This is a genomic window from Lysinibacillus sp. GJ-1, assembly GCF_021166035.1.
In the GTDB taxonomy this organism is placed as follows: domain Bacteria; phylum Bacillota; class Bacilli; order Bacillales_A; family Planococcaceae; genus Lysinibacillus; species Lysinibacillus sphaericus.
The window spans coordinates 1,921,972-1,934,174 of sequence record NZ_CP088912.1; the positions used below are offsets into that span (position 1 = coordinate 1,921,972).

At 35.9% G+C, this 12,203-nt stretch carries 12 protein-coding genes; 6 read left to right on the forward strand and 6 right to left on the reverse strand.

Annotation, left to right across the window (positions count from 1 at the left end):
• Positions 1 to 25: 25 nt before the first annotated feature.
• Together LO754_RS09020 and LO754_RS09025 are read right to left on the reverse strand one after the other, a co-directional pair.
• Positions 26 to 1,234 carry an MFS transporter gene (locus LO754_RS09020; RefSeq protein ID WP_231786304.1) on the reverse strand — a complete coding sequence of 403 codons (1,209 nt, stop codon included), beginning with the start codon at positions 1,232 to 1,234 and terminating at the stop codon, positions 26 to 28.
• Between the two features lie 259 nt (positions 1,235 to 1,493).
• The gene (locus tag LO754_RS09025) at positions 1,494 to 2,396 is read right to left on the reverse strand and encodes a cation diffusion facilitator family transporter (RefSeq protein ID WP_024363555.1); all 903 of its coding nucleotides are present in this window, start codon (positions 2,394 to 2,396) and stop codon (positions 1,494 to 1,496) included.
• A 302-nt stretch (positions 2,397 to 2,698) separates the two neighbouring features.
• Here LO754_RS09025 and LO754_RS09030 point away from each other — a divergent pair, with 302 nt between their 5' ends.
• Positions 2,699 to 3,400, forward strand: a complete 702-nt coding sequence (locus tag LO754_RS09030) for a Type 1 glutamine amidotransferase-like domain-containing protein (protein WP_025219280.1) — start codon at positions 2,699 to 2,701, stop codon at positions 3,398 to 3,400.
• 156 nt (positions 3,401 to 3,556) lie between these two features.
• On the opposite strand, the gene LO754_RS09035 is transcribed toward LO754_RS09030, so the two are convergent.
• Positions 3,557 to 3,940, reverse strand: coding sequence for a RidA family protein (locus LO754_RS09035; protein ID WP_231786070.1), 384 nt, complete (start codon positions 3,938 to 3,940; stop codon positions 3,557 to 3,559).
• 105 nt (positions 3,941 to 4,045) lie between these two features.
• On the opposite strand from LO754_RS09035, the gene LO754_RS09040 reads away from it, so the two are divergent.
• A complete protein-coding gene (locus tag LO754_RS09040) occupies positions 4,046 to 4,384 on the forward strand; it encodes a winged helix-turn-helix transcriptional regulator (RefSeq protein ID WP_024363558.1) in 339 nt (112 codons plus the stop codon).
• A gap of 612 nt (positions 4,385 to 4,996) precedes the next feature.
• On the opposite strand, the gene LO754_RS09045 is transcribed toward LO754_RS09040, so the two are convergent.
• The 3 genes from LO754_RS09045 to LO754_RS09055 are packed head-to-tail and all read right to left on the reverse strand — an operon-like array spanning position 4,997 to position 6,827.
• Positions 4,997 to 5,359 carry a hypothetical protein gene (locus LO754_RS09045; protein WP_025219284.1) on the reverse strand — a complete coding sequence of 121 codons (363 nt, stop codon included), beginning with the start codon at positions 5,357 to 5,359 and terminating at the stop codon, positions 4,997 to 4,999.
• Between the two features lie 15 nt (positions 5,360 to 5,374).
• A complete protein-coding gene (locus tag LO754_RS09050; protein WP_025219285.1) occupies positions 5,375 to 6,328 on the reverse strand; it encodes an anti sigma factor C-terminal domain-containing protein in 954 nt (317 codons plus the stop codon).
• A complete protein-coding gene (locus LO754_RS09055; protein ID WP_167492657.1) occupies positions 6,315 to 6,827 on the reverse strand; it encodes an RNA polymerase sigma factor in 513 nt (170 codons plus the stop codon). Before LO754_RS09055 ends, LO754_RS09050 begins: the two co-directional genes overlap by 14 nt.
• Before the next feature lie 846 nt (positions 6,828 to 7,673).
• Here LO754_RS09055 and LO754_RS09060 point away from each other — a divergent pair.
• From LO754_RS09060 to LO754_RS09075, 4 genes are all read left to right on the forward strand, one after another.
• Positions 7,674 to 8,555, forward strand: a complete 882-nt coding sequence (locus LO754_RS09060) for a cation diffusion facilitator family transporter (protein WP_435892065.1) — start codon at positions 7,674 to 7,676, stop codon at positions 8,553 to 8,555.
• Between the two features lie 470 nt (positions 8,556 to 9,025).
• Positions 9,026 to 10,219: an NAD(P)/FAD-dependent oxidoreductase gene (locus tag LO754_RS09065; RefSeq protein WP_231786072.1), complete on the forward strand. Its 1,194-nt coding sequence runs from the start codon at positions 9,026 to 9,028 to the stop codon at positions 10,217 to 10,219.
• 16 nt (positions 10,220 to 10,235) lie between these two features.
• Positions 10,236 to 10,775, forward strand: a complete 540-nt coding sequence (locus tag LO754_RS09070) for a hypothetical protein (RefSeq protein WP_231786073.1) — start codon at positions 10,236 to 10,238, stop codon at positions 10,773 to 10,775.
• 14 nt (positions 10,776 to 10,789) lie between these two features.
• The gene (locus LO754_RS09075) at positions 10,790 to 12,184 is read left to right on the forward strand and encodes an MBL fold metallo-hydrolase (protein ID WP_231786074.1); all 1,395 of its coding nucleotides are present in this window, start codon (positions 10,790 to 10,792) and stop codon (positions 12,182 to 12,184) included.
• Positions 12,185 to 12,203: the final 19 nt, after the last annotated feature.

The following is a 12,203-nucleotide window of genomic DNA, read 5'->3' on the forward strand; positions in this document are numbered from 1 at the left end:
TGAGAGCCTGGATCGGTCGATTGAATCATAATTTTGCTTGACGGTACCAGATAATCACAGGGATTAATAATAAAGATAATAGTCCACCGGTTAATGATAAAGTGGCGTAACTGGAATTCGCTACTATCATCCCCGAAAGTGCCCCTCCTGAAGCACCTGCCAATGCGATAAAAACATCAATTGTGCCTTGGATTTTAGCGCGTGTTGAAGGTTCTGTGGCATCAACAATTTGAGCAGTTCCGCTAATTAAGCCGAAATTCCATCCTATACCTAATAAAGAAAGAGCAACAATTAGCATAAACATAGAATCACTTGGTGTATAGGCCGCTATTAAACCTGCAAACAGTAAAATAACACCAGCAGCAATACTCATGGCTGTTCTACCAATCTTGTCAACAAGGATACCTGTGACAAGAGAAGGAAGATACATAGCACCAACGTGGAAACCAATAACGATTCCTACAGCACCTAAACTATGTCCATGATGTTGCATATGGATGGGCGTCATTGTCATAATGGCTACCATAACGATTTGCGTAAGAATCATCACAACTGCGCCAACGATGATACCTTTTTTATTCATTAAAGGAGGCGCCTGATGAAGAGCTTCTCCAGATACGATTTGATGTTGGTGAGCTTCTATCGATTTTGCTAGCAGTAAAGGATCTGGACGAAGCATAATGAAAAGAACCAAACCTGCTAATATAAATGCAATGGCAGATAATAGAAATGGACCAGCTAATGAAGGAATACCGAGAGAAAGCGCAAATTTGCCCATGACATCCACTAAATTTGGTCCTGCTACGACCCCGAATGTGGTCATAACCATCGTAGTACTAATGGCCGTTGCGCGTTGTTTGTTATTTGCTAAGTCTGTACCGGCATATCGAGCCTGTAAATTTGTTGCTGTGCCTGCACCATAAACAAGTAAGGAAGCAAATAGTAAAAAAACACTGTTAATTAATGCTGCGATAACAACGCCAATAGCGCCAAGACCACCAGTGATAAAACCAGTAGCGAGCCCTATACGGCGACCATAGCGTTGCGAAAGTCTTCCCACTATAAAAACGGCCCCTGCTGAACCTAATGTAAATAGGGCAGAGGGTAATCCGGCAAATGCGTCCGTGCCAAGCATTTGTTGGGCTAAGAGAGCGCCTACCGTGATACCAGCAGCAAGACCTGCTCCACCGAAAATTTGCGATAAACTAACTACAATTAAAACCCTTTTATACATTTTTTTCAGCTTTTCGGGAGAATTTACATACTGCCCGATTGAATGATTTACACTAGCCAATTATATGGAACACCATCTTTCTAACTATATGATTAACAAAAACTTTTAGCTTATTTACCAAGCTTACCATACTCCTGCAATTGTAGATATATGCCAATTTGCAGTGAAAAATTTTGTTTATTACATAGAACATTGCTTGTAATTTTAAAAAACCTCCTAACGAATAAAGCTTCGTTAGGAGGTGCAAATGATTTTCCTTCTATTGATTATGATCGTACCAGGGATTTAGGTGAATCAGAACTTCTTCTACATTCGGATGTTTCTCCATTATCGTTTTCTTGATTTTACGAATAATATCATGTCCTTCTTGGATTGTTAAATCAGCAGGTACCCCCACACGCAAATCGACTAATACATAGTGCCCATGTTCTCTCGCTCGTAGACGATCTATTCGTTTTACTTCAGGAATAGTGAGGATTAACGTTTTGAAACTAGCTAGTGTATCAGGACTTACGCTTTTCTCCATAAGTGTGTCGATAGCTTCTAATAACATCCCATAGGCAAGTTTGAAAACTAAAATGGTCACAATGATACCCGCAATGGGATCACCATATGTAAGGATATGAATATGATAATTTTCCCCAACAAGTGCAAGCCCGATTCCTAATACGGCTGCTAATGAAGCATATACATCAGCAAGATGATCATAAGCAGTGGCAATTAAGCCTTTACTATTTGTTCTTTTGCCAATTTTTATCGTATATACGTATAAAAGGAGCTTCCAAACAAGTGATATGATAGCCGTAATAAAGGCAATTAAACTTGCTTTTTCAGGTTCCTGAAAGAATGCTGTAACGGATTCATAAGCAATATAAAGAGCTGCCATTATTAATATAATTCCTACAATGGCGGAACTAATTACCTCTGCTTTTCCGTGTCCGTATGGATGATCTTCGTCGGCAGGACGTTTAGAAATACGCATAGATGTTAAAGCGGCACCGCTTGCTATTACATCACCTGCATTATGATAGCCATCAGCTAAAAGAACGGGACTGTGGAAGATAGTACCAACTGCTATTTTTAAAATAGTTAAAACGATGTTGCTTATTAAACTAATCCATCCAGCAACGATTGTAGTATTGGAATTTGTGCTTTGATTCATAAATGTATACCTCCAATAAAATTCTTTCCTAAAAGCAACAAAAACCTTTGACTCGTTTTAAGTCAAAGGTTTTGATTAAAAAAATATAGGTTTTGTGAACTTGAAATGTGTATCATCTTTCTCACTCCAATATAAGCGTTCATTGAGTGTAACATATTCTATTCATCGGTTCAATCATGGTTTGTCCAACTTTTTTTCTTAAAAACAATGGGGATATTTATTGTTCAGTGGTACTATTTAATAATATAGGTAATAAAAGTTAAAAAATGTATAACGTATTAAACAAGAAAGGACGTAGACTTATGAAACAAATTATAGCACTTGGGGGCGGTGGCTTTTCTATGGAGCCAGAAAATCCTTTGCTGGATCAATATATTCTTCAGCAATCTATGAAAAAAAATCCGAAAATTTGCTTTCTTGCAACAGCAAGTGGAGATTCAGAAAATTACATTTGTCGATTTTATCAATTCTTTGAAAAACAGGATTGTCAGCCTTCGCACTTATCATTATTTAACCCACCTACAAGAAATATAGAAAGCTTCTTACTGGACAAAGATATTATTTATGTTGGTGGGGGGAATACAAAGAATTTATTAGTGCTATGGAAAGAATGGGGATTGGATACTATTTTGAAAAAAGCGTGGGAGCAAGGAATAATACTAGCTGGTATTAGCGCGGGCTCCATTTGCTGGTTTGAGGAAGGGGTGACAGATTCTTATGGGGATGGATTGGAACCTTTACAGTGTTTAGGTTTCCTAGAAGGGAGTAATTGTCCCCATTATGATGGAGAATCGGATAGAAGACCTTCGTATCAACAGCTTATTACTAATAAAAAAATTAAACCCGGTTTTGCAACGGATGACGGTGTTGCCATCCATTTCATTGATCAGGAAATCCATACTATTGTAAGTTCAAGACCTAATGCCAAAGCGTATAAAGTATATGATGATGATGATAAAGTTATAGAGAAAGAGCTTGCAACAAAATTTCTAGGTTTTAATTAGTAGTGATGGAATGGCAAATTCCTTTCAAAAACACAAAACCCCGAATAGTTCCGCTTTTCTTGAAAGGTTCTTTGCTCGGGGTTAGTGTTATAAGCGGGCTCCTAACTTAATGGTCCGAAGCCGAAGCTTACTTTCACTGACACAACATGCCTTTCCTTAGTTGGTATGTGCGATGGCGCTGATTTCAATTAGTTGTTCTGGTGATGCCAAGTAAGTCACGCCGATAAGGCTACCGGCTGGTCGATGTTGCCCAACGTAGTCCTTGAATAGTCGAAGGACTGGTTCAGTATGTGCTTCCGCATTTGTTAAATAGATTTCCATATAAGCAAGGTTAGATCTTGTTGCACCGAATTTTTCCAAAATGCCATCTAGATTTTTAAGCGTTTGCTGTGCTTGTGCTTCGATATCGCCATCGCCAACGAATGTACCCTCCGTATCATGGGAAAACTGCCCCGAAATGTAGATAGTGCCGTTGACACTGTAGCCCTGTGAAATACCGTGATCCCAAAGGTCGTGATTGTAAATTGTAATATTCTTCATTTTTTTCTCTCCTTTACTTTAAAGTAATGTCAGTATAAAATGAACGCGAACAAAAAAATAGTACGCACTTTTTTGAAAGGTACTATCAGAAAGGATAGTGTAAATATGGGTTTGGCTGATTACAAAGACACGGGGACTATCCAAGAAACCCCGTTTGGCTATACATTATCAGTAATTGGTGGTAAATGGAAAATGCTAATTATTTATATTTTGGCGGAACATCAAACGGTTCGGTTTAATGATTTGAAACGCAAAATAGGTGCAATTACCTTTAAAACATTAAGTGCACAACTGAAAGAATTAGAAGCAGATGGAATAGTCAGTCGAAAAGAGTATCCGCAGATTCCACCTAAAGTGGAGTACAGTCTTACAGCTAAAGCGGAAACGTTATTGCCTGTTTTGGAACAGTTATGTGAGTGGGGAGAAAAAAACAATACGCATTAATGTCTTGCTGTAAAGCGTACCTCACAAATTAAATGAAATGAGCGATGAATGGATGCAGGAGCTACAGTTAATTTGCCATTTCTGTTGCAGGGATTGATTGAAAGCTTCAATCATCTCTTTTTTTCTGTTTCTTAGTATCAATAATTTTAAATAGAAACAACAATAGACTACAAGAAAAAACAATAGACAGTACACATTTAACCGCCCGCATGACAAAAGTATCAATAGGGAAATCGAATAAAATATACCCCAAACAATATATCCACGATACAATTATCAACAATTGAAATACTATTTTCTTCATGACATATTCTCCCTTAAAAGTACTGCTTTTTTTACTAGCTAAAAAATTTTATCTACAAGAATCGTAACATAGTAAGGTGCAGGTGGATACAAATGTAAGATTAGATAAATTTTATTGCACAGGATTAAGGTGTATGTCTGTTTCTTACTTGAAGGTTTCTACAATAATGACTAATGGTCACTTGCTAGTAAAGAATAAGAAAAAGCACGGGAAATCAATGTTTCTAAATGATTTCTCGTACTTTTTACACGATTTTATCCAGTTTTATTATTAAAACAAAGATAAGTTTTAAAAGAAAATATATTAACCTATCGCTTTTTTATTTCAAAAATTAATAAAACAAGAGCGGCAGATACAGATATCACGCTAAGGATTAATCCGAAATTAAACATTGTGGTATAAATAAAGATATATAACCCAATTGCTTGTAAAGCAGCAATTATTAAACCAATTATTAATCCTTTATAATGACTTTTTCTAATAGCTAAAAATAGTTGGATAGTAGTAAAGTTCGCTACAAGTAGAATTGTAAATGCAATCAGATAATCAAGTGAGAAAATTGAAGTACCTTCTGTTGTTGTGAACAACGAAAAAGAAGCAATTTGAATTGCGGATAAATTAACTACAGTGAAGATAAGTGACCAAATTATATATTGAATAGGTTTATTCATGTGTATGTTCTCCTTTTAATATGAATCAATATTCGCTCCAAAGCTTGAAGCTCGAACGAACGGTTCTTTTGCAAGTTTAGATAATGTTGTTGCATTCCCAACAACTACAGCTCCAATTATGTTAATTTTACTTTTATCTAACTCTTTATTTGTGGTGATTGAGTCTAAAATAACCTGCATATCTGTTTTATATGCTCTATTATTTTCTATTAAATATTGGATAGAGTTTACAAATTCTTTAGTGGGATTGCTGTATTTTTCTCCTGTATTGGAAAAAGTTTTTATTCCAATAACTTCATCTTCCTTAAATACGTATCCAGAAATTTTAGTATCTGTTTGAACAGAACTTTGCATGTTTGAAATTTCTTCATTACTAAATGTATCTAGCCAATACCATTGTATTGTTAACCCTTTTGGGATCATGGCATTTATCTCAGATATTGTGTAGTCTTTATCAAAAGAAATGCCCAATTCAAATAATTTGTCGTCTAACGTTTTATTTTGTAACAAATCGTCATGTGCTACATTCTCATAGTCAATTTTAGGATGGTAAAAGTTCATGACATTTTGTCCATAGTAGGTAAACGTTTTATTTGGAGCAGATTCAATATACGTTTCATGTGGTGTTGTATCTAATGTGATTAGTTTTTTAAATACAGGGTGACCATTTAACAGTTTATATTGAGTTGATGTAGCAGTTGATCCTATTAATGCAATATCTGTATTCCAAGGGCTTAAATATGAGTTTGCACCGTATACTTGATAATAAGCATCTTTCGCTAAAATCTCCTTGTTTAACAAAAAAGGAGTTATCTGTAGTTTTAAAATTATTAAAAATGTTATTCCAATAATGGATACAAGTCCACTTATTAATGTTATTCGTATATAACTATGTCGTTTAGCCTTTTTAATTATATTTTTTTCATTATTAAATTCAAAAATATCCTCTGAAATTTCATCTTCTTCCATAGGATTCACTCCATTCTTTTTTAAATTGGTTGCGGGCTCGATAAAGTGTCGTACGTACGGTATCAACCTTCATATTTAAAAGATTGGCTATTTGTTCATAGGTTAAGTCCATTTCGTATTTCAGTAATAGCAAATTTGCATGAAGAGGTTTAAGTCGTTCTAGAATTGCCTGAATATCATCTCTATTTTCTTTATTGATAATAAATACTTCACCATATTCTACATTTGCAAAAAGATTTTCAATAAATTCATCGTTTACTTCTACTTTAGGGTGCCGTTTTTGTTTTCGACATAAGTCATAATAGTTGTGAATAGCAACTTTAAATAGCCAAGAAGAAGGGTTTTCAGTTTCTAAATGAATCATTTTAGAAATAGCCTTATAAAATGTGTTTTGAACTATGTCTTCAGCATCCTCTCGTGTACATCCGATTTTTAATAAATATCGATAAATCAAATGAAACTTTAATTTATACAACTCTTCTAAAGTTTGAACTGTCATGTGGCCCACCTGTTCTTTTGTGTTAACATTTGTATAACGAATAAGTATTAAAAAAGTATACATATTTTAAAATAATTTTTTTAAAAATTTTTAGGAAACTCTTTATGAACTAATAGTTTTAGAAGTTAAGCCTGAATACCCGAGTGATATTGAGCCTGACTTTTCTATCGGCGTTTTAACTCTAACTCATCTATAAATAAGGATTCCGAAGTATTTAATAAATATACATTAACCTGCAAATTACAAGCTGCTTGTCAGAAGAGAGACTAATATTTAATTCAAATACTAGTTTCAAAAATATATTGTATTTCGATAAAAATATATTGAATTATGAAATATAATCGGTTATTCTTTAGACAGTTGATAGGTGGTGGGTTATAAAACAGAAGGAACTAGCCAAGTGGTTAGAACTTACTATTGTTTTCTGTTGGTTATTTGGTTTATTGCTCTGTGCTGTATTAGAAAAAATATGTAAAATATTTGACTGTCAGAGGCATTCTATCTATCATGCAAATCATTAATTTCTATCAAAAAACGCAAGACGTAGTAAAAAAGTATTTCTATAATGGGCTACCAACCATAAAATATAGAACCAGCCACTCATTTAAAAGGGAATGGCTGGTATTTTTGTCTAAATCGGCTACAAAATGATATTTTTTTGACAGCTCTAAACATTATTCAAAAAACATACTTGAATGGACGAGCGAAACTGCTAGATAAAGGAGTGTATAGCAAAGCCATTGAGCGGCATAATGATAGCAAGGTAAAATTCCGCAATGGAACAGTGAGGGTCTCCAACTGCTCAATTGGTTCAGCTTAAAATATATAAAAATTAAAGAATGGATGATGAATTTGTCACATTTTAATAATCATGGGCAACAGGATGGGAGTAAAAATAAAATAGCCTTGAAATGGACTTTCTTTCTTATAGCGGGATTTATGATTGTCGAAGTGATCGGTGGCATCATGACAAACAGTTTAGCGCTATTATCAGATGTAGGCCATATGTTAAGTGACGCAGCAGCGTTAGGGTTAAGCTATATTGCTGTATCCATTGGTCAAAAAGCCGTAACAAATCGAAAAACGTATGGCTATCGTCGGTTTGAAATATTTGCCGCTTTTATAAATGGTCTTACGTTAATTGCCATTTCGCTTTATATTTTTTATGAAGCTTTTCGCCGATTTTCAGAACCACCAGCCGTGGCAAGTACGGGTATGTTAATCGTTGCAACACTTGGTTTACTGGTCAACATTGGCGCAGCGTTTATCCTTAAACGAGGGGATAATGATAATCTCAATGTGAAAAGTGCTTTTTTGCATGTTTTAGGTGATATTCTCGGCTCTGTAGGAGCTATTACGGCAGCATTGCTTATTTTATTTTTTCAATGGAATTTAGCCGATCCTATTGCAAGTATGATTGTGGCGTTTCTTATCATTATTAGCGGCTATCGTGTTACGCGGGACTCCTTTAATATTTTGATGGAGAGTGCTCCAGAAAATTTGCCAACGGATGATGTCAAAGCGAAGTTAATGACTGTTGAGGAAGTCGAAGAGATTACCGATTTACATATTTGGTTAATTACAATGGATTTCCCATCTTTAACTTGTCAAGTAGTGGTAAATCAAGCAGCAGATGAACAAATTGTATTACGGAAAATACAAAATCTGTTACACGACGAATTTGCATTGCATCATATGACGATACAGATTGAAAAAAAGAACAATTAGAACGGAAATGTCATTACGTGATGGAGAATCTACATAATGCAATTTCCATGTAGATTATTCAAGAGGTCAAACTAATCAGCGTATACTTACTGAATGATAGCGTTATATCAAATAACGATTGCACATTTTGTATAGTAGTTTTTTCGTGATGTCAACTTCCGCTTATCGAACCTCCTTATTGTAAGCCGTATTTGCACTTCTATGCGTTTGTGTAGAATACTTGCTGTTGGTTGAATGCATCAACTGTTGTTTCACCCGATGCTGAGAACATCTTAATGGACAGTAGCGTAATCCACTTCTTTAGTGAATAGTGTTTGAATTGCCTTAAAAGTTACATCCACAACTAAAATTAGGGGTTTTCCTTTAAAACAATCATTGTTTAGGGGAAAACCCCTATATTTTTTACATATAGATTTCACTATGATGAGAGTGTAAGTTTCAAACACAAAATGCAGAAAGAAGGAAGAAGCATGAAAAATTCTTTCAAAATTGTCATTGTTGGTGGGGGAACAGCTGGTATATCTGTTGCTGCCCGCTTATTACGAAAATCGCCAAGCCTCAATCATGAAGTGGCGATAATAGATCCAGCCTCAAAACATTATTATCAACCGTTATGGACGTTAGTTGGTGGAGGCGCTGCTAAAAAAGAAGATTCTGAACGTTCTATGGAATCTCTTATTCCAGAAGGTGCAGTATGGATCCAACAACCCGTACTTGAATTTAAACCTGAACAAAACGAAGTCATCCTAGGAGATCAAACATCTATTTCATATGATTACTTAGTTGTAGCAGCAGGGATTGAAATTAACTGGGGTGCCATTAAAGGCTTAAAAGAAGCACTTGGTACAAAATCTGTTTGCAGTAACTATTCATTTGAACATGTTGATTATACTTGGGAAACGATACGCAATTTAAAATCGGGTACCGCCTTATTTACACACCCAAATTCACCTGTAAAATGCGGTGGTGCGCCACAAAAAATTATGCATTTAGCAGAAGATTACTTCCGAAAAACGGGTGTTCGTCAAAATATGCAAGTTGTATTTGGTTCTGCCAATCCAGCCATTTTTGATGTACTGAAATACCGTGAAGCGTTAGAAAAAGTAGTGGAACGCAAACAAATTGATGCACGATTCAGACGTAACCTAATTGAGATTAAAGCGGATGAAAAAATCGCCATTTTTGAAAATCTAGATACTGGCGCAAAAGAGCAATTGAAATATGACATGATTCACGTCACACCTTATATGAATGCACCTAAATTTATTGCGAACAGCCCTTTAGCTGATGACAATGGTTGGGTTGATGTGGATATGTATACATTGCAACATAAGAAATATGCAAACGTTTTTGGCATTGGCGACTGTGCAAACTTGCCAACCTCTAAAACGGGAGCAGCCATTCGAAAACAAGCGCCTGTTGTAGCTGAAAATGTGGTTGCATGTATGCGCAATCAAACAATGGACAAAACGTATAACGGTTATTCTTCTTGCCCAATCGTCACAGGTTATAACAAGCTAATTTTAGCAGAGTTTGACTATAAAAAAGAGCCTGCTGAATCGATGCCATTTAACCAAGCAGTGGAACGTACGAGCATGTATATGATGAAAAAAGATTTATTACCAATCATGTACTGGGACGGCATGCTAAAAGGAACGATGTAGAAAGGAGGCATGTGTGGTGGAAACGAATCCGTTACTAGAGCAACTAAAGCAGCCAGATGTTCAAGCAGCTCTCGTATCATTGCTAAGCCAATTGCCGACATATGAAAAAAACTTACAAGCCATTGGGAATGTCGTAAGTTTTGGACAAGCGGTATTGCAAGATCAGCAATCCATTCAAAAATACGATGAGCTTGTACGAAGCTATAACGTAAATATTGAAACGGTGGAAGCATTAGTTGGCTTACTAGAAAAATTGCCGAAGCTTTTACAAATGATCAATCAGTTAGAGGATATAGTCGATTTTGTAACAGCTGTGTTAGCCGATCAGCAAACAATTGATTATGCGACAGCAAGTATTAAATCTTACACAGAACCGATTGTAGAAAAAGGAAAACAAGGATACTCGCTAGTCAAAGATATACAACAACAAGCAGAAGCAACAACAGAACCAATTAAACTCTTTACGATTATGAAGTGGTTAAAAGACCCGAGTGTTCAAAAGTCACTGAAATATGTACAAGCAACAATCCAAATTTTAAATAAACAATCCAATTAAAAGGAGAGAATTTTATGTTATTACGTTATTTCTATGATGAAAAATTAGCACATGCTTCTTACATGGTAGGTTGTCAACGAAAAGGCGAGGCAGTGATTGTGGATCCAATGCGCAACATTGAGCCATACATCCAAGTAGCTGAAAAGGAAAATATGAAAATCGTAGGAGCATTAGAAACGCATATCCATGCTGACTTTGTAGCAGGTTCTCGTGAATTAGCTGATCGTTTTGGTGCTACGATGTACATTTCCGATGAAGGCGATGAAAACTGGAAATATCAAAACTTAGAGGGCATTCAACACGTACTATTAAAAGATGGTGACAAATTTGAACTTGGTAAACTTACTTTCGAAGTGATGCATACGCCAGGTCATACGCCAGAATCTATTTCATTCCTATTAACAGATGGTGCAGCAGCAGATAAACCAATTGGAATATTTACAGGTGACTTTGTATTTGCGGGGGATATTGGCCGACCAGACTTATTAGAAAAAGCAGCTGGTATTAAAGGGACTGCTGATGCAGGGGCAAAAGTGATGTATACATCTGTAGAGCGCTTTAAACAATTACCAGACTATTTACAAGTATGGCCAGCACACGGTGCAGGTAGCGCATGTGGGAAAGCACTTGGTGCAGTACCATCGACAACAGTAGGCTATGAAAAACAATTCAACTGGGCAATGCAATTCGACAATGAGCCAGACTTTGTGAAAGCTTTATTAGATGGTCAACCAGAACCACCTTATTACTTTGCAGTGATGAAATCAGTTAATAAAATTGGCATTGAGTTAATTAAAAATTTACCAGAGGTAAAAGCCATTACTACTGTTGAAGAAATTGAAGGATTGATTGCAGCTGGTCAGCAAGTAGTAGATACGCGAGATGCTCAAGCCTTCTCACAAGGACATATTAAAGGAACGATGAACGTGCCATTTAATAACTCCTTCACAAACTGGATGGGCTGGATTGTTAACTACAAGGAACCGTTATATTTACTTGCTAACCCTGCTCAAATGCCAGACATGTTAATTGCACTTCGCTCAATCGGTATTGACCAAGTACTAGGTTATGCCGATGTAGAAGCGATGATTGAGCAAGCGAATGAACTAGATTCATATGAAAATATTACACCTTCTGAGGCAAAAGCGATGATGGACACAGAAGATGTAGCTGTATTAGATGTGCGTAATCTGACAGAATATAATGAAGAACATATTGAAGGTGCACAGCACATAATGGTTGGTACATTAAAAAATCGTTTAGACGAAGTACCAAATAAAAAACTCATTGTTCAATGTCAAGCAGGTGGTCGTTCAGCCATTGCAGCAAGTGTATTAAAAGCAAATGGCTTCCACAATTTAGTCAATATGACTGGCGGCTACGGTCAATGGGTGAAAGAAGTAAAATAAAGTAATTAGTGCAAAGAGT